General features: G+C 55.3%; 18 protein-coding genes. 13 read left to right on the top strand and 5 right to left on the bottom strand.

Going from position 1 to position 22,794, the window contains the following annotated elements; all coding sequences use genetic code 11:
- Positions 1-24: 24 nt before the first annotated feature.
- The gene (locus tag L1F30_RS09830; RefSeq protein ID WP_253355776.1) at positions 25-2,898 is read right to left on the bottom strand and encodes a DUF748 domain-containing protein; all 2,874 of its coding nucleotides are present in this window, start codon (positions 2,896-2,898) and stop codon (positions 25-27) included.
- A gap of 266 nt (positions 2,899-3,164) precedes the next feature.
- Between L1F30_RS09830 and L1F30_RS09825 the strand changes: the two genes are divergently transcribed.
- Positions 3,165-3,719 (top strand): ATP-dependent zinc protease, encoded by a 555-nt coding sequence (locus L1F30_RS09825; protein ID WP_253355774.1) that lies wholly within the window; start codon positions 3,165-3,167, stop codon positions 3,717-3,719.
- 195 nt (positions 3,720-3,914) lie between these two features.
- Positions 3,915-5,558 (top strand): glycerol-3-phosphate dehydrogenase/oxidase, encoded by a 1,644-nt coding sequence (locus L1F30_RS09820; RefSeq protein WP_253355772.1) that lies wholly within the window; start codon positions 3,915-3,917, stop codon positions 5,556-5,558.
- Here the strand turns inward: L1F30_RS09820 and L1F30_RS09815 are convergent.
- Positions 5,515-6,342, bottom strand: a complete 828-nt coding sequence (locus tag L1F30_RS09815) for a spermidine synthase (RefSeq protein ID WP_253355770.1) — start codon at positions 6,340-6,342, stop codon at positions 5,515-5,517. The two genes, L1F30_RS09820 and L1F30_RS09815, sit on opposite strands and share 44 nt — an antisense overlap.
- A 366-nt stretch (positions 6,343-6,708) precedes the next feature.
- Between L1F30_RS09815 and L1F30_RS09810 the strand changes: the two genes are divergently transcribed.
- The 3 genes from L1F30_RS09810 (at position 6,709) to L1F30_RS09800 (ending at position 9,890) form a co-directional block, all read left to right on the top strand.
- A complete protein-coding gene (locus L1F30_RS09810; protein ID WP_253355768.1) occupies positions 6,709-8,442 on the top strand; it encodes a M28 family metallopeptidase in 1,734 nt (577 codons plus the stop codon).
- Between the two features lie 137 nt (positions 8,443-8,579).
- Positions 8,580-9,338 carry a TSUP family transporter gene (locus L1F30_RS09805; protein ID WP_253355766.1) on the top strand — a complete coding sequence of 253 codons (759 nt, stop codon included), beginning with the start codon at positions 8,580-8,582 and terminating at the stop codon, positions 9,336-9,338.
- A gap of 24 nt (positions 9,339-9,362) precedes the next feature.
- Positions 9,363-9,890 carry a hypothetical protein gene (locus L1F30_RS09800; protein ID WP_253355757.1) on the top strand — a complete coding sequence of 176 codons (528 nt, stop codon included), beginning with the start codon at positions 9,363-9,365 and terminating at the stop codon, positions 9,888-9,890.
- Positions 9,891-9,960: 70 nt separating this feature from the next.
- Here L1F30_RS09800 and L1F30_RS09795 read toward each other — a convergent pair whose 3' ends face one another.
- Together L1F30_RS09795 and L1F30_RS09790 are read right to left on the bottom strand one after the other, a co-directional pair.
- Positions 9,961-11,667, bottom strand: coding sequence for a sodium:solute symporter family protein (locus L1F30_RS09795; protein ID WP_253355755.1), 1,707 nt, complete (start codon positions 11,665-11,667; stop codon positions 9,961-9,963).
- 5 nt (positions 11,668-11,672) lie between these two features.
- The gene (locus L1F30_RS09790) at positions 11,673-11,939 is read right to left on the bottom strand and encodes a DUF4212 domain-containing protein (protein WP_253355753.1); all 267 of its coding nucleotides are present in this window, start codon (positions 11,937-11,939) and stop codon (positions 11,673-11,675) included.
- Between the two features lie 187 nt (positions 11,940-12,126).
- Between L1F30_RS09790 and L1F30_RS09785 the strand changes: the two genes are divergently transcribed.
- Positions 12,127-12,774 (top strand): response regulator transcription factor, encoded by a 648-nt coding sequence (locus L1F30_RS09785; RefSeq protein WP_253355751.1) that lies wholly within the window; start codon positions 12,127-12,129, stop codon positions 12,772-12,774.
- Between the two features lie 46 nt (positions 12,775-12,820).
- Here the strand turns inward: L1F30_RS09785 and L1F30_RS09780 are convergent, their stop codons facing one another.
- On the bottom strand, positions 12,821-16,354 hold the full coding sequence (locus tag L1F30_RS09780) for a PAS-domain containing protein (protein WP_253355749.1): 3,534 nt from the start codon (positions 16,352-16,354) through the stop codon (positions 12,821-12,823).
- 207 nt (positions 16,355-16,561) lie between these two features.
- Here L1F30_RS09780 and L1F30_RS09775 point away from each other — a divergent pair, with 207 nt between their 5' ends.
- The 7 genes from L1F30_RS09775 to L1F30_RS09745 all read left to right on the top strand — a co-directional run bounded on the left by L1F30_RS09775 (position 16,562) and on the right by L1F30_RS09745 (position 22,694).
- Complete coding sequence (locus L1F30_RS09775) at positions 16,562-17,104, top strand: PaaI family thioesterase (protein WP_253355747.1); 543 nt, start codon at positions 16,562-16,564, stop codon at positions 17,102-17,104.
- Positions 17,101-17,547, top strand: a complete 447-nt coding sequence (locus L1F30_RS09770) for a PaaI family thioesterase (RefSeq protein WP_253355745.1) — start codon at positions 17,101-17,103, stop codon at positions 17,545-17,547. Before L1F30_RS09775 ends, L1F30_RS09770 begins: the two co-directional genes overlap by 4 nt.
- Before the next feature lie 188 nt (positions 17,548-17,735).
- Complete coding sequence (htpG, locus tag L1F30_RS09765; protein ID WP_253355743.1) at positions 17,736-19,658, top strand: molecular chaperone HtpG; 1,923 nt, start codon at positions 17,736-17,738, stop codon at positions 19,656-19,658.
- A gap of 206 nt (positions 19,659-19,864) precedes the next feature.
- Complete coding sequence (locus L1F30_RS09760; RefSeq protein ID WP_253355742.1) at positions 19,865-20,929, top strand: NAD(P)H-dependent glycerol-3-phosphate dehydrogenase; 1,065 nt, start codon at positions 19,865-19,867, stop codon at positions 20,927-20,929.
- Positions 20,922-21,296, top strand: coding sequence for a DUF4389 domain-containing protein (locus L1F30_RS09755; RefSeq protein WP_253355740.1), 375 nt, complete (start codon positions 20,922-20,924; stop codon positions 21,294-21,296). The genes L1F30_RS09760 and L1F30_RS09755 overlap by 8 nt, the downstream gene beginning before the upstream one ends.
- Position 21,297: 1 nt before the next feature.
- Positions 21,298-21,777, top strand: coding sequence for a phosphohistidine phosphatase SixA (gene sixA / locus L1F30_RS09750; RefSeq protein WP_253355739.1), 480 nt, complete (start codon positions 21,298-21,300; stop codon positions 21,775-21,777).
- Positions 21,774-22,694 carry an alpha/beta hydrolase gene (locus L1F30_RS09745; protein WP_253355737.1) on the top strand — a complete coding sequence of 307 codons (921 nt, stop codon included), beginning with the start codon at positions 21,774-21,776 and terminating at the stop codon, positions 22,692-22,694. The genes sixA and L1F30_RS09745 overlap by 4 nt, the downstream gene beginning before the upstream one ends.
- The last annotated feature ends 100 nt before the right edge of the window (positions 22,695-22,794 follow it).

The following is a 22,794-nucleotide window of genomic DNA, read 5'->3' as shown; positions in this document are numbered from 1 at the left end:
TGGCTAGGCACTTTTGGGCTAAAGCTAGCGCCCGGGCGCAACACCAAACACCGCCCGCGCCTTGTTGCAGCGATCATTGCGCGGGCACTTGCCCGCGTCAGACTTGGTAAACAGCTGGGTGGGATCCATTGCCAGCGCCTGTACAAGATATTGCTTGGTGTTTAAGGCCCGTGCCTGTTTAAGTGCCTGCAGCGCGGCGGTGGGCTCGGGTATTTGTGCCAGCAGTTGTGCCTGAAGGGCAGGGGCGTCTGGCTCAGTGCCTGAAGGTGACAGCTTTAAACGCGCGTAGGCAGCCCTGCGCCATTGCGCGGTGTGCTTGTCTATGTCGGCTTGGGTAAGCCCCGCGGCCAGCAGATGCTCATTGAGTTGTTGTTGCTTGAGTGCGTTGCTCTCCAGGCGGTGATTGATGTCGCCACTGATCTCCAGTTGCAATTGTGGCCGCAGCTCCAGCGCTTTAGAGAGTGTATGGAGCTTGGCCTTGGCCGCAGGCGACAGTTCGCTGCTTAAGGGTGCAAAGGAGATTTCACCCAGGTCTTCCTCGCTACCCACGAGTGATGCAAGCAAGTTAAAGGGTGCGGTTACAAGCTTCATGATGCTGTTGCGCAGCGCCGACCAAATCACTTCCGCCAGGCTGAAATTTGGGTCGTCGGTTGTGCCTTTCACCGGTACAGACAAATCCGCCACACCTTGTTCATCGGTTAAAAGTGCAAGCGCCAACCGCAAGGGAATGTCCAGGAGCCTGTGCGAATCTACCCGCTCGCCCAAAGTAAGTTGATCAAGTATTACCTGATTGGCACCCACTATGCGCGCGTCTTGTAGCTGGTATTGTAAGTGCACAGACAGCAACCCCTTTTCAATGTGCCAGCCGGTAAAGGTAGTGGAGTAGGGGTTAAACACGGCTAAATCCATGGCGGTAAAATTGAGCGCCATGTCCATGGCCGGTTCCCTTAGCAGCGGGCGTGCACTGCCGCGCAAATCTACCGGCGCATAGCCATCCACATTGCCTTTTAGATCAACCACCCAAGGTGTATTGGCCTCACTGCTGATGTGGGTAATTTTGCCATCCAAAGATTGTATGCGGGTGCTAAAGGTTGAAAGGGGCGTTTGGTCGGTAAAATCAACCTGTGCCTGCTGCACAAGCACTTCATTGAGTTGCCACTGCAGCGGCTTATGGGCTGGCAGCGTTGGTTGCGGCTGCGCTTGCGTTGGTTGCCGAGGCTGAGCTTTTAGCAGCGCTTGGATGTTGGTAGTGCCATCGGCATTGATTTGCAGAGCGCCTGACAGTTTATTAACGCTTAATCGATTGGCGGCAAGATGATTTTCTTTGGCATTAAACACTAATTCATCCAGCGCAATAGATTCAGCGCTGGCCAGTGGTAGCTGCTTGTGGTCTGTAATTAACAGGTCGCTAATTGTAAAACCCGCCCGGGCTTGGGTAAGTGTGCCTTGTGCAATAACCAGTTGATTGCTAAGCGCAAGATGGCCAGTTGATATTTTTGCCAGCAATTGGTTGTCTACTAGTGGGTTGGCCCATGCCAGCGGCAGGTTTTCAAGGCTTGAGTTTACCGTGAGTGATTGATCTTGCAGTGTCAGCTGGCCAGCGCTTGTAAGTGTCGCTGTGTCATCAATGCTCAGGCTTGCAGTGAAATTGGCCGGCGCCTTGCCCAGATTAAAGCCCTTGAGCGTCAGGTTGATGGGGCTTAGTTTAACATCGCGATCATCTAGCTCAGGCACGCGCCAGAGTGTGCTAGCCGCCCGTAGTTGCGCCTCGCCAATATTAAGCTGCCAAGGGTTGATTGGCTGTGCCGGTGTGCCTGAATATTGCGGCTCATCTTGCGCCGCTTTTTGGTTTTTAAGCGCAAACGTATCCGCGAGCCCAACGCGCGCGCCACTGTGGCCGCTGCGTATATTCAAGCCAGACAGCGCAACGGTTGCGACATCGGCTTGCCGGTCTTTGCTGTTGATACCCACGATTTGGATGTTAAGTGAATCCCAACGTAAGGTGCTGGGCGGCAGCCCACGGGCGATGTTTTGTTGCTGGGTCAGGTTTAGGTGATCTACTGCGATTTGCGTATTTTTAATGCGCCATTGCACGCCGTCAGACCAGTCGAATTCGTAGTGGCCGCGTAAATTGAGTTCACCTTGGTGCAAGGCAAAGTTCAATTGCGGCTCCATAAATTGCCACAGGGGGATGAGCGAGAAGTGGCTCAGCGAAAACTCGCCCCAGGTTTTTGCCTGCGTGGTGGCAATATCACCACGCCATTCAATTTGGCCGCCCTGGGCGCTGGTGGCCTTGAGCTTATAGCCATCGCCCTCGGGGTTAAGGGTTGAGAAGTCGTTCAGTATAAAATGGAAATCCTTAAGGCCTGTGGTAAACGGCTTGTTGCGGGCACTGTCGGTAAAGGCGAGTTGCCGGGCATCTAGCTCAAATTCACCAATCCACAGGCGCGGCAAGGTGAAGGGGGCTTGCGCATCCTCAGCTTGCGGTGGCGTTTCCGGTGCCAGGGTTTTACGGTGGGTGAGTATGTCTGAAAAGTTAAACCCATGGGCGTGGGTTTGCTCCAGGTGCACCTCAAGGCCCATAAGCCTTACTTCATCGATACCTATGGCGCCGTAGCGGGCGCTGGCTACCAGCGACGGATTGAGCTGCAGGTTTTGCACTCCCCACAGCAGGCTCCCGTCTGGGTTGTGATCAGCCAGGCCATAGCCGAAAAGCCCCAACGTAAAAGGGTTAAAACCCACCAGTTGATAAGTTAACTCCCTGCCGGTTTGACCAAGGTATAAGGGTTTTAGTGCGGCATTTAACAGCGGCATCACCACGCCAATAGTTATCAACAGATACAGGCCGTAAATTTTCAGGATCAGGCGGCTAAGCCTGTAACGGCGTGGGGCGGGCATGGGCGGGCGTCCTGGATGTTGGCGTTAGGTAGTATGGTAGGGGTTGATTTTGGGCCTGGCCAGCTTTTCCTTGGCCGGTGCAATTGCTGTGAGAGCCCGTGGCACAAGGCCTGCCGAGTGATATATGCTGCGGGCCTTGTGGTGTGGCCAGTGTGACTTGGTTGGCGGCTTTCGGCAAAGACCGGAACTTCGGTGAGGATGTGGAGTCTTTGCCTTAAGGTTGGCCGTCATGCGGCAATAAATTCAGTGAGAATGTTGGGGTATTGATGATGTTTAAAGGTGTAAGGCAGCTGTGTTTGGGCTTGGTGTGCACACTCGGGGCAACCCAGCTATTAGCGGAGGCACCCACCCGTGCGCCCAAAATGGTGGTGGGTTGGCTGGAATCTGTGCAGTTGCTGCCTGCTGACATGCGCATTAAAGCCAAACTGGACACAGGTGCCAAAACGTCGTCTTTACATGCGAAGAACATCGAGTACTTTAAAAAAGATGGCAAAACCTGGGTACGTTTTGATTTTACCGACACCAACCTGGATACCAAAAAGAAAGAGACTCACCGCCTTGAAGGGCCGTTGACGCGTGAAGTGGTGATTAAACGCCACGGAGCCAAAAATATCACCCGGCCAGTGGTTGCCATGAACTTTTGCCTATACCACCAGGTGTACCGCACGGAGTTTAGCCTTGCCAATCGCAGCAAATTCAATTACTCAGTACTGCTTGGGCGCTCGTTCCTTTCCAAAGTTGCATTGGTTGATTCCTCGGAAATCTTTTTGAGCCGCCCGGCGTGCGAGGGTAATAATTTTATTCAGGATGCACTTGAATAAAGCGAGCTCGCATTTCTATCAATGGCGCCCAAGATTGCTTGGCGCCATTTTCATTTTCCCATGCTCAACAAAGCCAGATCTATTGGCGTAAGTATGAGCCGGGGTTGCGTATCAACATGGGGTATTTGCTGCTATAACGTATGCAGTAAAGATACACATTGCACGTGTATTTAAAGCGCTCTGGGTAGGGGATGAATGTTGCAAAATCGCAACGATAACTGGGCAAACATTTGCCAGCCGGGCCAGCAGTGGGACTTGGTTGTGGTGGGCGGTGGCATTACCGGTGCCGGTATTGCGCAGACTGCTGCACGCCGGGGCCTGAAGGTGCTGCTGGTTGAGCAGCGCGATTTTGCCTGGGGTACCTCAAGCCGTTCATCGAAAATGGTGCATGGTGGGCTCAGGTATTTGGCCCAAGGCGATTTCAGCTTAACCCGTGAATCCTTAACCGAGCGTGAGTTTTTACTGGGCGCATTACCGGGCCTCATCGAACGGATGAGTTATTACTACGTACTGGGTCCGAAAGCGCCACCGCGTTTTGCCGTTAAATTGTTGCTACGTCTATACGATTGGCTGGCCGGCATTACCAACCACTGGCATGTGCCCGCTAATCAGCTCGGCCTCGAAATGCCCGGTTTTAACCGTTTAATTCATAGCGGTGCCTACCATTATACTGATGCCATTACTGACGACAGCCGCTTGGTACAGCGCATGATTGCCGAGGCGCAGCACCTGGGCGCTGTGTGTATTAATTACTGCAAGGCCGAGCAACTGTTAAAGCACGATGGCCGGGTGTGCGGCGTGCAACTGGTTAATAAGGTCAGCTTGCAAACCGCAGAAGTACACGCCTTGGCCGTTGTAAACGCCACCGGCGCCTGGGCAGACAGGCTGCGCAATGAAGTGAATTTGGAGCGCCGCGTGCGCCCGCAGCGCGGCAGTCATATTCTGGTGAGTCAAAAACGTTTGCGGGTTACCGGCGCGCTCACATTGATGCATCCGCTAGATGGTCGCTACCACTTTATCTACCCCTGGGCCGGTAAAACCGTGATCGGCACAACCGACCTGGATCACTCAGAAGATCTTGATATAGAAGCGCACATTACCGAGCAGGAAGTGGATTACCTGCTCATGGCGGCCAATACGGCCTTCCCCGGTGCGCGCTTGATGCGTGAAGACATTATTTCAACCTGGTCTGGCGTGCGCCCGATCATCGGGTCAGAAAAATCCAAAGATCCGTCTAAAGAGCGTCGCGATCATGCGGTATGGTCTGATCAGGGGTTGATTACCGTCAGTGGCGGCAAGTTAACCACCTTCCGCGTGATTGCCGAAGATGTGCTGAACGCTGTGGCCGAATCCCTGCCGGGCACGCAATCAGGCCGATTTACCCGCAAGCCCGAGGTGCCTTTTGTGCGCGCCACCAGTGTTACGCCTATGACGTTGCTGGAGCAAGGCTGCGAGCTGGCCTGCGAATACCTTGCACGCTATGGCGATGCAGCATCAGACATCGTGCAGCAAAGCCATGCACAAGGTCGTGCCGATGAACTGATTCCCATCTCCGATACACGCTACAGTTTCGCCGATTGCCGCTGGGCGCTACGCCATGAGCAGGTACAACACCTGGACGATTTAATGTTGCGCCGTACCACCCTGGGGCTACTGCTGCCAAATGGGGGCGAAGCCATTATGGAACCGGTGCGGGAGTTGTGTATTGAAGAGTTGGGCTGGAGCGACAGCCAGTGGCATACCGAGTATGCGCGTTATACTGAAATCTACCGCCGCTACTACAGCCTGCCTGTGGCTATACAGGCTCAAAAAAGTCCTTCAGCTGCTGCAAGTGCTTAAACTGGCGCATTAAATCAATGCCAACCTGACTGCCCAGCGTGGCAGCCTGCGGGGCCAGCGCCGCGAGCGGCCGGGCCAGGGCTTGCTTGCCTGCAAAAACCACATAGTTTGCCGCCTCCACGCCGGCAATAAGCACCTCGTTGAAGTGCATGCCCAAGGCCTTGAAGCTCGGGTCGTCAAAGCGCGGCAGTTGTGTGTAGTTCAATACCAGCCAGCCCCTGGGTGACAGTGATTGAGCGCAATCGGCCAGGTAGCGTTCTGAACGTTGGTGAACATCCATGCCGCCGGCTAAGTAAATATCTGAAAAAATCATATCGTAGGCAATGCCACGGGCGGCCTGGGTTTTGACAAACCGCCGGGCGTCGTCGCAATGAATGCGCAGCTGTGTGCCGGCTGGCAGCAGTGGCGGGGCAAGAAAGTATTGTTCTGCAATTAATTTCACGCTTGAGCGCAGCTCTACCGCCGTGTGCTCGCACGCGGGGCATATGGCCGCCATGGCTCTGATGAGCGCGCCGCCGCCCAGGCCCAGATGCAGCGCCCGGCCAGGCGGCTCACACAGTGCCAGTGCCAGCAACATGGCGCGAATGTAGCGATGGCTTGGCAGCTGCGGGTGCTGTAAATCCATGGCGCTTTGTTCAAAGCGCTCATCAAAGGTGAGCACCCGCTTGCCGTATTGTTCATACACGAAAATATCGCCGTGCTCATCGCGGGTTTGCAGAAGCGCCCGTTGTTTGCGGTGGGCAAGTGCCTTGAGTAGGTGATTGGGGAAAGTGCGATCAGGCACGGGTACATCCTTGGGCTAAGCAATAGCAGGGCGTGCCTAGCCTAGTGAATTTTTGCGTCAAAAAAAACCGCGCAATTTATAGGGTTTTGCCGGTTAGTGGCGCAAGATGGCGAACGCATGCCAGAGGCCGTGGTTTCAAAGGCCGTGCGGCGCCCAAACCCGGGCTGAAAATGTGACGCCCTAAGCGTTTAAGAATCCACGCCCTTGAGGCTTTGCCCGCTTTAGCCGTCTCCTTCACACAACAGCAATAAGCCCTTTGGCGGCCACACAGCACATGTGTGCGGCCTGCAGGGCCTGCCCGGGCGTCACCGTTCACGGTTCGGCCGGTATTTTTCAGTAAATCCATGGATTTATCAGGAGTCTCAGATGACTATTTGTAAAGGTTTGGTCTTGGCCACTGCAGCCATACTGCTTGCGGCCTGTGGCCAGGCCACGGACGAGCGCAAGGCGCCTGAAGCGGCGCCGGCCAGTATTGATCGCCAGGCGCAACTCACCCAGTTTAACGAAGATCTGCACAAGCACGTGGCGGTATTGGCCTCAGATGAATTTGAGGGCAGGGCGCCGGCCACCCTGGGTGAAGAGAAAACCGTTAGCTACCTGGCTGATGAATTTGCCAAGTTGGGGCTGGTGCCCGGTAATAACGACAGCTGGTTTCAGGAAGTGCCTGTGGTCAGTGCCACCCTTACCAACAAACCAAGCCTTGAGATAACAGGCCTTGAGAGCCCGCTGCGATTTACCCAGGGCGAAGATCTGATGGTTTGGAGCAAGCGCGAAACGCCCACTGTGTCGCTTGAGAGCAGCCAGCTGGTATTTGCAGGCTACGGCATAGTGGCACCGGAGTATGAGTGGAACGATTATCAGGGCCTGGATGTAAAGGGCAAAACCGTGGTGGTGTTGGTTAACGACCCGGGTTATGCCACCCAGAATGCCGAGCTGTTCAACGGCAATGCCATGACCTACTACGGCCGTTGGACCTACAAATACGAAGAGGCCGCGCGCCAAGGTGCCGCCGGCGTGTTGATTGTGCATGAAACAGGTGCCGCCGGTTACCCCTGGGAAGTGGTTACCGGCAGCTGGTCTGGCGATCAGATCAGCCTGGCCACAGAAAATAAAGGTGCTGCCCGTGTAGCGGTAGAAGGCTGGATAAGCAGCGATGCCGCCAGTGCCTTGTTTGAAGCCGCAGGCCAGGATTTTGAGGCGCTCAAAGCAGCCGCTGGCCGCGCTGATTTCGCCCCGGTAGCGCTTGATGCCCAAGCGTCAACCAGCCTTGAGCTTACCCACAAGTATTCACAAAGCCGCAATGTGCTGGCCATGATTCCCGGCCACAAGCGCTCGGATGAGGTAGTGGTATACATGGCGCACTGGGATCACCTGGGCAAAAAGCCGGGTGCCGACGGGCAAGATGTGATTTTCAACGGCGCAGTAGATAACGCCACCGGCACCAGTGCATTGCTGGCCTTGGCGCGCAGCTTCATGGCGGTGGAAGCAAGCCTTGAGCGCAGCATATTGTTTGTGGCGGTTACCGCCGAAGAATCCGGCCTGCTGGGCTCGGCCTACTACAGCCAGAATCCCGTGTTCAAACCCTACAAAACTGTGGGCGGTATCAACATGGATGCCATGAACGTCAATGGCCCAATGGACGACGTAGTAGTGATTGGCTATGGCGCCAGCCAAATGCAGGATCTACTTGCCGAGGCCGCCGCTAAACAGAACCGTAAACTGGTGCGCGAACCCACACCCGAGAAGGGCTACTTCTACCGCTCGGACCACTTTAATCTTTCCAAAGTGGGTGTGCCTGTAATCTATGCCGAGGGTGGCCAAGAGCACCGCGAACACGGGCGCGAGTACGGCGTGGAGCAATCGGCTGATTACGGCAAGCACCGCTATCACAAGCCCGCAGACGAGTACGACGCCAACTGGGACCTGCGCGGTGCCGCCGAAGACACCCAGCTTTATTTTGACGTAGGCCTGGCCTTGGCCACCAGCGATATCTACCCCCGCTGGGCACCCATGAACGAGTTCCAGGGTGTTCGCCAAGCCTCGGTTGAGGCATGCTTGGCGGCCGGCGAGCGTCGCTGCCCGCCGAAAGCGGCAAAGTGATTTACACCGAGCGCGATGGCGTTGGTGCATCGGCAGCTGTTGCCCAGAGGTACCGGTTACTGATGTAAACACCGAAAGTCACTCGCAAATGTAATCAAATTAAGGGGCCTTGCGCCCCTTTCTTATGGGTGCTGTGCATGGAAATAGAAATCACCACTTTGCTGTTATTGCTGTGTGTGGCGCTGGTGGCAGGCACAGTGGATGCCATTGCCGGAGGTGGCGGTTTACTTACGGTACCCGCGCTCTTGGCCTGCGGTATGACACCTGCCCAGGCGCTGGCCACCAATAAACTGCAGGCAAGCTTCGGTTCGTTTTCCGCTACCGTGTTCTTCTGGCGCCGTGGCCTCATTCGCCTCGGGCCCATGGTATTTACCTTGCTGTGCACTTTTGCTGGCAGTGCAATCGGTACCCTGTTGGTACAGCAGGTAGATACCCGCATGATGCAGTGGCTATTGCCCATCATGCTCATTGCCATGTCGGGCTACTTTTTGTTTTCACCACGCATGAGTGATACCGATGGCGCGCCCCGGTTATCCTCTATGGCATTCGCGTTGTTAATTGGCACTGGCTGTGGTTTTTACGATGGCTTTTTTGGCCCCGGTGTGGGTTCATTTTATGCGTTGGCTTTTATTAGCCTAGCGGGCATGAGCTTGCGCCGGGCCACGGCCCATACCAAATTGTTAAATTTCACCTCTAATCTGGCCTCACTCGTATTTTTTGCCTTGGGCGGGCAGGTGGTTTGGCTGGTGGGGCTCGTGATGGCCGTGGGCCAGTTTGTGGGTGGGCGGCTTGGTGCAAAACTTGTGTTTGCAAAAGGTGCGGCGCTGGTGAAACCCTTGTTAGTCACGCTTTCGCTCACCTTATCAGCCAAGTTGTTGTGGGATTTGTGGGCCTAACCTGAGGGTGGCGAATTTGTTAAGATGTTGGCCAACGTTGATTTCAATCAGGGTGTGCGCACTATGTTTGGCCCCAAAATTCGCAATAACAGATTCTATGTAACATTTGCAGCCCTCGTATTGAGTGGGTGGCTTGTGGGCTGTGAGCAGCAAACTGCGCCCGATTTGGCCGATGCCCAATGGCAGGCATTCCGGGTAGATTTTTGTACTGAAACCAGCGCGCACGAATACTGGGAAACCCGTGATGAAACGAAGCTTGCACTTTTGCAAGGCGCGTTTTATATGGATGAGGTGGTGGCCACAGAGAAACTTGTGCAAAGTAAAAATCATCGCTTGTATCTGGTTGTTAATGAAGATAACACCGCCACCACCTGGGCGTTAACCCTAAAGCGCGATCAAGAGCATGTAAGCTTTTTTAACACCGCAGACCCCCGCCAGCGCTTTGAAGCCCGCTCAGATGCCATGTTTTACCGTGCGCTCAATACCTTGCTGGAATCGCACATGAATGTGGGGCTGGATATCTTTCGAAAGTGCGAGCTGGCGGGAGAGTGAGCTGGGGTTTGCGGTGAATGCTATTGGAAAATAAAAAACCGGCGCCTCGCGCCGGTTTTTTTAAGTCACGTCATTGGTGCGTTGCATCCCCGGCACCTTGCGGGTAGCGAATGGTCTCTACCAGCTCCTGGATGTGAGCAGGTGCAGGTGGCGTTATGCGGTTAACTGCCAGCGCCACGGTGAAGTTCAAGAGCATGCCCAGTGTGCCTATGCCCTCGGGCGAGATACCAAACCACCAATGTTGCGGGGCATTGTATTGCGGTGCAATGAACTTAAAGTAAATGATGTACGCCGCCGTAAAGGTAATGCCGGTCACCATGCCGGCAATGGCGCCTTGGCTGTTCATGGGTTTGTAAAAAATGCCCAGAATAATGGCCGGGAAGAAGCTCGAAGCCGCAAGCCCGAAGGCAAATGCCACCACCTGCGCCACAAAACCTGGCGGATTTATGCCTAAGTATCCTGCAATACATACGCCGATGCCCGCCGCCAGCCGCGCGTAAAACAACTCCTGTTTATCGGTAATATCAGGCATCAGGTTGCGCTTTAACAAATCGTGCGAAACCGAGGTGGAAATTACCAGCAACAGGCCTGCAGACGTTGATAGCGCAGCCGCCACCCCGCCTGCCGCCACCAAGGCAATGACCCAGGCGGGCAGGTTTGCGATTTCAGGGTTGGCAAGCACCATAATATCGCGATCTACCGCCATTTCGTTGCGCTCGTCGGCGGCGTAAAACATGCGCCCGTCGTCGTTTTTGTCGGTCCAGCTAATCAGGCCGGTTTGCTCCCAGTTGGTGATCCAGCTGGGTGCCTCGGCGTGCGGGGTGCCCTGGCCATCTACACCGTTGATGGTTTCAATCATGTTGACCCGTGCAAAGCCTGCCACGGCGGGCGCCGTGGTGTAGAGCACGGCAATAAACAGCAATGCCCAGCCGGCAGATTTTCGGGCGTCGCGCACTTTGGGTACCGTAAAAAAACGCACAATCACATGGGGCAGGCCGGCGGTACCCACCATCAGCGCTGCGGTAATAAAAAAGACATCCGCAGTACTTTTGCTGCCATCTGTGTAGGCGGCAAAGCCCAGCTCTTGGCTAAGGCCATCGAGCTTTTCAAGCATGTAAACGCCGGGCTCGGTGAGCAGTTCAGCGCCAAAACCCAATTGCGGGAACACGTGGCCGGTCATCATGATGGAGATAAAAACCGCCGGCACCATGTAGGCGAAAATCATCACGCAGTACTGGGCAACTTGGGTGTAGGTGATGCCTTTCATCCCGCCGAGCACAGCGTAGAAAAATACAATGCCCATGCCGATGATCACACCCCAAAAAATTTCTACTTCCAAAAAACGGGAAAACACCACACCCACGCCGCGCATTTGGCCGGCAACATAAGTAAACGATACAAAAATCGCGCAAAAAACTGCCACGGTGCGTGCGGTTTGTGAGTAGTAGCGATCACCAATAAAATCCGGCACGGTAAATTTGCCGAATTTTCGTAGGTAAGGGGCAAGGCACAGTGCCAGCAGCACATAGCCGCCGGTCCAACCCATGAGGTACACACCGCCGTCATAGCCCATGAAGGAAATAAGCCCGGCCATTGAAATAAACGATGCGGCGCTCATCCAGTCTGCCGCGGTGGCCATGCCGTTGGCCACCGGGTGTACGCCGCCACCGGCTACGTAAAAATCGTTGGTGGAACCTGCACGGGCCCACACTGCAATGCCGATATACAGCGCAAACGACAGGCCCACCAATAAAAATGTCCAGCTTTGAATGTCCATGGGCGTCAGTCTTCCTGTACGTTAAATTTTTTATCGAGCGCGTTCATGGCGCGAACGTACACAAAAATCAGCACCACGAAGGTGTAAATGGCCCCTTGCTGGGCAAACCAGAAACCCAGTTTGAATCCAAAAAATTGAAATTGATTTAAGGTGTCGGCCAGTAAAATGCCGCATCCGAAGGAGACGCTGAACCAAATCAGCAGCAGTGCCAACATGAGTTTGAGATTCGCCTTCCAGTAGGCAACCTGGTCGGCCTTGGATTGAAATGCCATGAGCTATTACCTCTATTGTTATTGTGTGGCCAGTGTGAAGCCAAGCGGTATATGGCACCATTGGACATTGGTCGAAGCCGGGCGTCAATACAGGCACCGTGCCGGGTGAGAGGCGCGGCAATTGGGTTTACAATGGCCACTTATTTACAATAACCAATAAAAACTGCACAAGTGCCAAGGTGGAGCAATGCCAAGCACCCAACAAAAGACCTTTGTGGTAGCCGATGATCACCCGTTATTTCGCCTTGCCTTGCGCCAGGCGATTGAGGCCGGCCACCCACAGGCCAAAGTGCTTGAGGCCGAGTGTGTGGATGCCATTGCACCTGTGGTCGAGGGCCAGCGTACCATTGCATTATTGTTACTGGATCTACACATGCCCGGCGCCAGTGGCTTTTCGGCGTTGATTCACATGAACGCCCACTTCCCGGAAATCCCGGTGATGATGGTGTCTGCCGATGCCACAACCGAGGTGATGACCCGCGCATTGCGCCACGGAGCGGCAGGATTTCTACCAAAGAGCAGTTCAATGGCCACTATTCAAACGGCCATTGATGCGGTATTGGCAGGCGGGCGATGGTTGCCGGCAGGGTTTAGCCCGGCAGCCCTTGATACCCGCGAGGAGGAGGCCGTGGCCGGCGTGCTGGCCACGCTCACGCCGCAGCAGTTTCGCGTGGCCTCGTTATTGTCACAGGGGCTGCTAAACAAACAGATTGCCTCGCAAATGCAAGTTACCGAGGCAACCGTAAAAGCCCACGCCACAGAGATTTACCGCAAGCTGGGCGTGAACTCACGCACCCAGGCGGTGCTGAGTTTACAGGCGCTTGCTGTTAAATAGCGCACCTTGGGTGAAGTTTCGCTAAGGCAGTGCAAAACAGCGGCGTTTAACGGCGAGAGAGGCTACGCAGGCTGTTGCGTAAGGCCGCAGGTTGTACGGGTTTACTTAAAAAACTGTGGCCGCTTGCACGTACCTGATTGCGCACGGCATCGCTGGTGTCTGCGCTTATCACAATGGCCTTTACGGGCGCCTCCCAGTTGTTTTGTAATTGTTCAATTGCCCATACGCCGTTGGCGCCATGATCCAAATGGAAATCTGCCAGAATAATATCGGGCAATGCAGATGTTGCCGGTAAACCTGCGTGCACAGCGGTTGCGTCAAGTGCCGCCTGCGCACCCGATGCATCTTGTGCACAAAACGTCTCACAGCCCCATTGGGTAAGCAGGGCATCGAGGCCTGCGAGAATGCGTGGATCGTTATCAATACACAAAACGCGAAGCCCTTGCAGTTCACTGGCGGCAGGCTCTTCTGTTTTGATGGTCGCACCAGGGCGCACTAATGGCAGGCCAATGGAAAATACAGAACCCTTGCCGGGCACCGAGAGTAATTTGATGGGCAGCCCCAGCTGCTGGGCCATGCGGCTGGCGATGGCAAGGCCCAGCCCCAAGCCTTGGGTAGGGTCTGGCTGGGTGCTGGCAAGGCGTTCAAACTCGTCAAATATTCGCTGCTGGTCTGCAGGCGCAATGCCGCGGCCGGTATCCCACACTTGTACCCACAGTGTATTTTTGGCGCGCCTGCAGCCCAATAGTACGCGGCCTTTTTGGGTGTAGTTAATAGCGTTTGATAAAAAGTTTTGCACAATGCGCCGCACCAGAGAGGCATCTGTGTGCACCCAGCATTGGCTGGGCACCCAGCGAAAACTTAAGCCTTTTTGCGTCGCCAGCGCAGTGAATTCACGGCAGAGGGGCGTGAGCAGCTCCGCTATGCAAAATGCGTTGGGGTTGGGTGCGAGCTTGCCGCTTTCAAGGCGCGCCATTTCGCGCAGCGCTTCAATTAATTGTTCGCACGAATCCAGCGCATCAGCCACGGCGTGCAGGCCTTGTTGCATAGTGTTTAAATCTTGTTGCTTGGCCTGTTGGCTTAGGGCTTCTACGAATAAACGGGCGGCGTTAATAGGTTGGGCCATATCGTGGCTGGCGGCGGCCAGGAATCGGGATTTGCTGGCGTGCGCGTTTTGCAATTGTTGTTCCGCCTGGGCTCTGCGGGTGTTTTCTGCGCGCAGCGATTCATTGGCCGTTTGCAGAGCCTGGGTGCGTTCACTGACGCGATCTTCAAGTTGTGTTTTGATCTGCGTGAGTTCTGCAACCAGTGTGTGCATCTCTGTGATGTCTGTGTAGGTTGTTACGTAGCCGCCATCGGGCAGGGGAATGCCGCGGATTTCAATTACCCGGCCATCGGGCAGCTCGCGGGTCAGGCGGTATTCCTTGCCGCGGGTTAACCACTGCAAGCGTTTATGAATGGCGGCATCCAGGTCGGTTTCCTGTTGGGCAAAGAGCCCACGCCCGGCATTAAACTCGTACACCTTGGCAATGGGGCAACCCACGTACAAAAGCCTTGGCGGGTAGCTGAACATCTGCTCGTAACGGCTATTCCATGCCGCTAGTTGCAGCTGGGCATCCACCACGCTCACCCCCTGCGCTATGGTCTCTAGCGTGGTTTGCAGCAGTGCCTGGCTAAACTGTACCTGTTGGGAATTGCCGCCTACCAGCTGTACCAAATCTTCAAGTTGCAGCGGTTGTTGTTTGCGCAGTAAATCCAGCGTGCGCTGGGCCGATGCCGCACCCACAATGGCGGCAAGCGCTGTCTCCATGCGCGCCAGCATCAGCTTCGGAATGCGGTCTGCAGGCAGTAGGCGGTGGCCAATTTTTTGCTCGCACTCGCGCCACAGTTGGGCTGCGCGCGCCTCACCCATCAATGGGCCAAGCACTGCCTGCAGTTGGCGCACTTCAATGTTGCTGGGTTCAAAATCTTCAGCGCCCAAATGAAAGCGGCGGTGCAGTTGGGTAAACGCCTGCGCCTGGCGCACGTCGATACCGTGAAAGCGGCTGACCCGGCTAATACCCAACAAAAGGCACACATTAACCGCAAGGCTCCAGGCCACACCTTGGGTGAGCGGGTCTGCAAAGTGCAGGCCGAACAGCGCATTGGGGTTTAGCCAGCTAATACCCCCGGGCCCTGCGTGCAGCCAGGGGTGCTCGGCGTTTAACAGGGCCGGCAAAAGCAGGCAGTAGGCCCAGGTAATTGCGCCACCGGCAAGGCCCGCCAGCACGCCATTGCGATGCGCGCGTGGCCAGTAGAGGCCGGCCACTATTGCGGGCAGCACTTGTATTGCACTGGCGAAGGCAATCAGGCCGATGGCGGGCAGGGTATTGTCGGCTGAGAGTAATTGCTCAAGTAGCCAGCCCATTAACAGCACCGCCACAATGGATAGGCGCCGCACCTGGCGCAAATTGCTGCCTAGCTGGGCCGTCTGTTTGTGCTCGCGCTTGCCAAATTTTAGCCACAACGGCAGCACCCATTCGTTGGAAATCATGATGGAAAGGGTAATGGCCGCCACAATTACCATGCCGGTGGCCGCCGACAGGCCACCAATAAACGCAAGGCTTGTGATCAGCGGTGCATTGTGCGCTAGCGGTAATTGCAGAACCCAGGTATCGCCGTTGCTGGTTTCGGCATCGAACACGCCTTGGCCTGCCAGTGCAATGGGGATCACCGCCACACTAAACAGCAGTAGATAGCCGGGTAACAGCCAGCGTGCAGTGCGCAGGCTTTGGCGGTTGTGGTGTTCCACAAACATCAAATGGTATTGGCGCGGCAGGCAAATAATGGCGCCGGCTGCCAGCAGGGTTTGGGTAATGAAGTTGGCGTTGATAGCCGGCCACTGGCCAAGGGTAGGTGAGTTGGCAAGCAGCTCGCTAAAGCCCTGCTGTGCGTTCAGCAGTTGCCAGGCAGCCGCGGCCACCAGCAAAAAGGCCAGCAGTTTCACCACAGATTCCACTGCAATGGCGGAAATCAGGCCCTGGTGGCGGCGCGGGCCGTCGAGGGTGCGGGTGCCAAATAAAATGGCAAAACACGCCATGATAAGCGCGGTAAACAGGCTGCTGTTAGGGCTAAAGTGTGCGCTGGTATTGTGCACCTCACTTTGCATTTGTACCGTGTGCCAGGCCAGGCTCACGCCTTTAAGCTGCAGGGCGATGTAGGGCAGGGTGCCCACCAGTGCAAGCAGTGTAACCAGTGCCGCAAGCCCTTGGTGTTTGCCGTAGCGTGAGCCGATAAAATCGGCAATGGAGGTTACCCGGTTGCGCTGGCTGACTACGCTGAGCTTGCGTAAAAATGGCCAGCCAAAAATAAAGAGCAGAATAGGCCCTAAATAAATGGGCAGAAAATCCCAGCCAAATGACGCCGCCCGGCCCACGGCTGCAAAAAATGTCCATGATGAGCAGTACACGGCCAGTGACAGGCCGTACATCAGGGCTTTTGCGGTGGGCGAGAGCTGCAACTGGCGCTCTGTTTTCCAGGCCACTAAAAATAGCAGGCCTGCGTAAACGAAGGCCATTAGCAGCACCAATTGGCTGTTCATGGGTATTCCTTTATTTTGCGCCGCAGTCTACCAAATTCTTGAGGGCAGGCTGTGCCCAATTGGCGTTGGGTTGGCTAAATATTGCCCGCAGCGTGTGATGGCTCCATGTGCGTCGCCTGTTGCCTGTCAGCTTGAGCGATTTCGCCACTGCCTGAGGAAGCTGCTTGGCTATAATGGCTCAACCTAAGCGTCAGGATTTACTCACTCATGCCCAGCAACCCTTCAGCCGATGATAACGCGCCTGCCATAGCCGGCTTTCCCGCCGCCAAGGCCAGAAAGCTCTTTGAGATGATGGTGAGCGTGAACAAGGGCGATCACTTCCACCAATTGGGCCTGGCTATCGATCACGTTGGGGCTGGCCGTGTGCGCGTGCGCCTACCCTACGGCGAACACCTGGTAGGCAACCCTGATACCGGCGTGATACACGGCGGTGTGCTCACCACCATGCTCGATACCTGTTGTGGCTTTGCCACGGTCACGGCACTGGCGCAGCCAGAGCTATGCCCCACCATGGATTTGCGCATTGATTACATGCGCCCTGCAACCCCCGGTAAAACCCTCTTTGCCGAAGGGGAGGTGTACCGCGTAACAGATCAGGTGATATTTACCCGCGGGGTTGCCTATCACGAGGACCGCGCCAAGCCCGTGGCCCACTGTGTGGCCAATTTTTCGCGCCTGGATAAGGCCATTGCCGCTCAGATGGCCGCCCAAATCGCACAGGCCATAGACAGCCTGGAGGCCCAGCAATGAGCAATAAAGGAGATTTCGCAAGCCTGGTGCGTGAAGCGCGCACGAGCGCGCGGCCGGCGCTGTTAACCGATGCAATTCCCTATGCCCGCTTGCTTGGCGTTCAGGCCCATCAAACGGCACAGGGGCTTAGATTCCTTATGCCGGCATCACCTGGCAATGTGGGCAACCCAACCCTGCCAGCCTTGCACGGCGGCGCCATTGGCGGGTGCATGGAGACCGCGGCAGCACTGCATTTATTGATGACCATGGACACCCTCAAGGTGCCCAAGATCGTAGATTTCTCCATTGATTACGTGCGTGCCGGCAAGCTCAAGGATACCTGGGTAAGCTGCGATGTCGTGCGCCAGGGCCGCAGGCTTGTCAATATCGGCATCAGCGCCTGGCAAACCCGTGAAGAAGAGCCCATCGCGCGCGCCCGTGCGCATTTTCTGCTAGGCGATTAAGCCTCAACTTGCGCCTTGAAATCCTTCGAGGCGCCCCCATTTAGTTGCCATTACGGCGCCATGCGCCATGTGCCCGTGTGTTAAACGCGGGCTTCCCGGCTGCCAGCCTTCGGGTTGGTTGAATTTTAGCCACGCAGCCTCTGCCGGCGTGGCCGCAATCGACGTACAGTTAACAGGAGTTTGCACGCATGAGCGTTGACGCCCAAAAAGAAACCCGCGGATTTCAGACAGAAGCCAAGCAGCTGTTGCACCTGATGATTCACTCTTTGTACTCCAACAAAGAGATTTTTCTGCGCGAGCTGGTTTCCAACGCCTCCGACGCCGTAGACAAGCTGCGTTTTGAAGCACTTTCTGACGACAGCCTGTTTGAAGGTGATTCAGATTTAAAAGTTACCGTAGAATTCGATAAAGACGCAGGCACCGTAACCATCTCTGATAACGGCATCGGTATGTCGCGCGATGAAGTTATTGAAAACCTGGGTACCATTGCCAAATCCGGTACCTCGCAGTTTTTCGAAAAATTAACCGGTGATCAGAAAAAAGACGCGCACCTGATTGGCCAGTTTGGCGTGGGCTTTTATTCCTCGTTCATTGTGGCAAAGGAAGTAGAAGTGTTTACCCGTCGCGCCGGCGCGCCTGCCAGCGAAGGTGTGCACTGGGTGTGTAACGGTGAGGCAGAATTTACCGTTGAAAATGTGGCGCGTGAAACCCGTGGCACGTCTATTGTGCTGCACCTGAAAGATGACGAAAAAGACTTCGCCGACAACTGGCGTTTGCGCTCTATCATCAAGAAATACTCAGATCACATCTCCATTCCCGTAGTAATGCAAAAGGTTAACTACGATGTGGCCGATGATGAATCTGACAAGCCTGCCAAAGACGCAGCGCCCGAGTATGAAACCATTAACTCCGCCACCGCCTTGTGGACGCGCTCGCGCACCGAGGTTTCAGACGATGAGTACAAAGAGTTCTACAAACATGTCTCGCACGATCATGCAGACCCGGTAACCTGGAGCCACAACAAGGTTGAAGGTAAGCTCGATTACACAAGCCTGCTGTATGTGCCTGCCCGGGCGCCCTTTGATATGTACAACCGCGATGCGGCGCGCGGCCTTAAGCTTTATGTGCAGCGCACTTTCATCATGGATGACGCAGAGCAATTTTTGCCACTGTACCTGCGTTTCATCAAGGGCGTGGTAGATTCCAACGACCTGTCGCTGAACGTGTCTCGTGAAATTTTGCAGCAGGATCCAAATATCGACGCCATGCGCTCGGCGCTTACCAAGCGCGTGCTGGATATGCTGTCTAAAATGGCGAAAAACGACGCTGAAAAATACGCCGAGTTCTGGAAAGAGTTTGGCCAGGTATTAAAAGAGGGGCCAGCTGAAGATTTTGCCAACCGCGAAAAAATTGCCAAGCTCTTGCGTTTCTCCACAACCCATACCAATCAGCCGGCGCAAGATCAGTCTCTTGAGGATTACGTGGCCCGCATGAAGCCCGAGCAGAAGAAAATCTTCTATGTGGCCGCAGACAACTTCAATACCGCCAAGAGCAGCCCCCACCTTGAAATCTTCCGCAAGAAGGGCATCGAAGTATTGTTGCTCAGCGATCGCATCGACGAGTGGTTGATGGGTCACTTGGTAGATTTTGACGGCAAAGCCTTCCAGGATGTGGGTAAAGGTGCGCTCGATTTAGGTGAGCTGGATTCAGAAGAAGAGAAAAAGGCGCAGGAAGAAAGTGCCAAAACTCACGCCGATTTGATTGAGCGTGTGAAGAAGGCATTGGATGAAAAAGTATCAGAAGTGCGCGTAACCCACCGCCTGACTGATTCACCGGCGTGTTTGGTGGTGAGTGAGCAGGATATGGGTGCACAGATGCGTCGTTTGCTTGAGCAGGCGGGCCAGAAGGTGCCCGAGGCCAAACCCATTTTCGAAATGAACCCCGAGCACCCGCTATTGCAAAAGCTGGATCAGGAGCCGGATGAAGAGCGCTTTGTGGATTTGGCCCAGGTGCTGTTTGATCAGGCCCATTTGGCAGAGGGTGGCCAGCTGCAAGACCCGGCGCTCTATGTGCAGCGCCTGAACAAGCTGCTACTTGAACTGAGCCACTAATACACCACTGCGTTTACTACAAAGGCCATTGCCCGCAAGGGTTGTGGCCTTTATCGTTTTAGCGCTACCGGTTGCTACCGCCTTGCCCTACACTCAGTGGGCCAGCGGTGATGTTATTAGCGGCGTGGCCATTGCGGTGGTTATTGCTGTAAGTAGCGCAGGCATCCGCGAGACAACTTCATTACAACAAGAGCGACTCAGAGTTCATGAGCGAAGAAAAATTACAACAAGATGCAACCGCGGCGCCGGTGAAGCCCATTAAAGTGGCGGTGCTTGGTGGTGGCAGTTTTGGTACTGCCGTAGCCAATATTTGTGCCCATAACGGCCACCCAACCTATTTGTGGATGCGCCATAAAGACCGGGCGCTGCTGTGCCAACGCGATCGTGAAAATGCCCATTATGTGCCGGGTTACCGGTTTGCCGATTTGTTAAATGCCACCTCGGATTTGGCGGAAGCCGTTGGCGATGCCACCTTGGTTTTTGTGTCTGTACCCAGTTCCGGGTTTCGCGAAGTAGTCCAAAAAATCAAACCCTTCGTACGTGAGGATGCGCTCTTGGTAAGCACCACCAAGGGCATTGAGGGTGCAGGCTTCACCTTGATGAGCGAGATTCTTGAAGAAGAAATTCCGGGCCATCCGATAGGTGTGCTGAGCGGGCCGAATTTCGCCAAAGAAATTATCGAACAACAGCAGACGGGCTCGGTAATCGCCTCGGACAATGGCACGCTCATTAAGCGGGTGCAGTCGGTGTTGAGCTCGGGCACCTTCAGGGTGTATGCCAACCGCGACAGGCGCGGTGTAGAGTTGGCCGGCGCACTGAAGAACATTTACGCCATCATCAGCGGTATGGCCACAGCGCTGGGTGCGGGCAGCAACACGCACGCCATGCTGATTACCCGCTCGCTGGCGGAAATGAGCAGGCTGGCCAACAAGCTTGGCGCAAACCCCATGACCTTTTTGGGGTTGGCCGGGGTGGGAGATTTGATCTTAACCTGCACGTCGGATTTGTCGCGCAATTACCGGGTGGGCTATGCCCTTGGCCAAGGGCGCGCACTTGATGATATCGTCAAGGAGTTGGGGCAGGTGGCCGAAGGGGTAAACACCTTGCAGGTGGTGGCTCAAAAGGCCAAGGAAATGGATGTGTATATGCCGCTGGTGAAAGGCTTGTACGCTGTTATATTTCAGGGGTTACCCATCAAGGATGCCGCGCACAAGTTGATGGTGGGTGAACAAAATCATGACGTTGAGTTTATGGGAGCCAGTGATGAGTGATGCAAATGCAAAAAAAGATGTAACCGCCACAGAGCCTGAGGCTGCTGAACAGGTAGAGCAGGCGGCAAAAGCCGGTGAGTTCGACGCGTTAAAGACCAATATACTCTCGCCGGATCATTGGATACGCCTGTTTTTCATGGTGCTGTTTGGTTTCGTGCTACAGGTTGCAAGCTTGGTGGTGGGCGTAGTTGTGGTGTTGCAGTTTTTGTTCGCACTGCTTACCGGTTCATCCAATGAAAACTTGCGTGGCTTCGGTGCCAGCCTTACCGCGTATATTGCTGATACCCTTAAGTTTTTAACCTACAACAGTGAAGACAAGCCATTTCCCTTTGCCGACTGGCCAGATGTAGACGATCGCGAGGCCTAGTGTGAAATTATGGGTATTGCGCCACGGTGAGGCGCAAATGCAGGCTGCCACAGATGCCGAGCGTCCGTTAACGCCCGACGGGGTGAAACAGGTGCAAGCACAGGCGTTGCGATTTGGCACGCAAATGGCGCCCGCCCACGTGTGGGTGAGCCCCTATGTGCGCGCCCAGCAAACAGCGCGGGCCTGGCAGAAAGCCTTACCCGCCGCCCAGCCTTTTGCGTTTGAAACAGTGGATTGGCTAACACCCGATACACCCGTGATGCAGGTGGTAGATCAGCTGGGCCTGCGAGATGAAAGCGCCGAGGTTTTACTCATCAGTCATCAGCCTCTGGTGAGTGAGCTGGTGGGCTTTCTAACCGGTGAGGCTGCCTGGGCGTGCGGCATGAGTACTGCCTGTTTGGCCGAGTTGCAACTGCCTTTGGTGGCTCGCGGCTTGGCAGACAATCATCGTATTCATGCACCCGATTTGAGCCTGTTATGAGCCAGCCACAGCAGCAGGTGTTTTCCCTGCCCGGCGATCGCCAGTTGGCGGCCACTGTGTGGCGAAAGCCCAATGCGCCCGTATTGTTGGCGCTGCATGGTTGGCTGGATAACTGCGCAAGCTTCAATCAGTTGGCTCCGCAACTTAATGCAACGGTGGTTGCCATAGATCTGGCCGGCCACGGCCACAGTTACCACCGCCCGGCCTACAGCGCCTACCATTTGTGGGATGACCTTTCCGATGTGCGCGACATTCTTGGCGCACTGGGCTTGAGCGAGGTGGGCTTGCTTGGCCATTCCAGAGGCGCAATTGTGTCGGCGCTGTTTGCTGCAACCTACCCTGAATGCGTTGAGCAATTGCTGTTAATAGATGGCCTGCTCCCCGAGCCCGTGCAAGCCGCAGATGCGCCCGCGCAAATGCGCAAGGCGGTAGATTCACTCGGCAAAGAGGCGGCGCGCAGCTTTCCTGTTTATAGCAGTGTAGAGGCCGCCGCTAACGTGCGATTGCAGGGCATGTTCCCACTGAGCCCTGAAGCTGCACTCGAGATAGCGGGGCGGGGCACGCGGCCGGTCGCAGGTGGGGTGAGTTGGCGCGTCGATCCGAAATTATTGGCGCCGTCTATGGTTAAGCTGAGTGCACAGCAAACAGATGCTTTCGCCAATGCTATCAAGGCGCCAACAACGTTAGTGCTTGCCTCTGAAGGCATGCCCAAATTATTCCCGGGCTTTGCACGCGTGTTAAGTAATTTGCCCCATATAGAGCAGCATTTTTTCGAGGGCAGCCACCATTTGCATATGGAGGCACAGGCCGCGGATGTGGCCCGTTTGTTCAATCAGAAAATCGCAGCACAGGTTGCAAGTGGCAAGGCGTGTTGTGTCAGCGATGTTATTTTTCAATCTACAGCGGAGCCGGTATAGCGTGTTCAAACCTTGGCAGTGGTCGCGATGTGTTTGTTTGTGTGTTTTGGTGGGGTTTGCAGCACCTTTAGCGGCTGCGGTGAGCTGGCAGCTGCCACCG

This window comes from Simiduia sp. 21SJ11W-1, from assembly GCF_024138675.1.
Lineage (GTDB): Bacteria > Pseudomonadota > Gammaproteobacteria > Pseudomonadales > Cellvibrionaceae > Simiduia.
This window is presented reverse-complemented; position numbering and strand designations above follow the sequence as displayed.

Excerpts from the sequence above, each read along its gene's own strand:
- L1F30_RS09830 (WP_253355776.1), bottom strand. The coding sequence starts at position 2,898 with ATGCCCGCCCCACGCCGTTACAGGCTTAGCCGCCTGATCCTGAAAATT.
- L1F30_RS09825 (WP_253355774.1), top strand. The coding sequence starts at position 3,165 with ATGATGTTTAAAGGTGTAAGGCAGCTGTGTTTGGGCTTGGTGTGCACA.
- L1F30_RS09820 (WP_253355772.1), top strand. The coding sequence starts at position 3,915 with ATGTTGCAAAATCGCAACGATAACTGGGCAAACATTTGCCAGCCGGGC.
- L1F30_RS09810 (WP_253355768.1), top strand. The coding sequence starts at position 6,709 with ATGACTATTTGTAAAGGTTTGGTCTTGGCCACTGCAGCCATACTGCTT.
- L1F30_RS09805 (WP_253355766.1), top strand. The coding sequence starts at position 8,580 with ATGGAAATAGAAATCACCACTTTGCTGTTATTGCTGTGTGTGGCGCTG.
- L1F30_RS09800 (WP_253355757.1), top strand. The coding sequence starts at position 9,363 with ATGTTGGCCAACGTTGATTTCAATCAGGGTGTGCGCACTATGTTTGGC.
- L1F30_RS09795 (WP_253355755.1), bottom strand. The coding sequence starts at position 11,667 with ATGGACATTCAAAGCTGGACATTTTTATTGGTGGGCCTGTCGTTTGCG.
- L1F30_RS09790 (WP_253355753.1), bottom strand. The coding sequence starts at position 11,939 with ATGGCATTTCAATCCAAGGCCGACCAGGTTGCCTACTGGAAGGCGAAT.
- L1F30_RS09785 (WP_253355751.1), top strand. The coding sequence starts at position 12,127 with ATGCCAAGCACCCAACAAAAGACCTTTGTGGTAGCCGATGATCACCCG.
- L1F30_RS09780 (WP_253355749.1), bottom strand. The coding sequence starts at position 16,354 with ATGAACAGCCAATTGGTGCTGCTAATGGCCTTCGTTTACGCAGGCCTG.
- L1F30_RS09775 (WP_253355747.1), top strand. The coding sequence starts at position 16,562 with ATGCCCAGCAACCCTTCAGCCGATGATAACGCGCCTGCCATAGCCGGC.
- L1F30_RS09770 (WP_253355745.1), top strand. The coding sequence starts at position 17,101 with ATGAGCAATAAAGGAGATTTCGCAAGCCTGGTGCGTGAAGCGCGCACG.
- htpG (WP_253355743.1), top strand. The coding sequence starts at position 17,736 with ATGAGCGTTGACGCCCAAAAAGAAACCCGCGGATTTCAGACAGAAGCC.
- L1F30_RS09760 (WP_253355742.1), top strand. The coding sequence starts at position 19,865 with ATGAGCGAAGAAAAATTACAACAAGATGCAACCGCGGCGCCGGTGAAG.
- L1F30_RS09755 (WP_253355740.1), top strand. The coding sequence starts at position 20,922 with ATGAGTGATGCAAATGCAAAAAAAGATGTAACCGCCACAGAGCCTGAG.
- L1F30_RS09745 (WP_253355737.1), top strand. The coding sequence starts at position 21,774 with ATGAGCCAGCCACAGCAGCAGGTGTTTTCCCTGCCCGGCGATCGCCAG.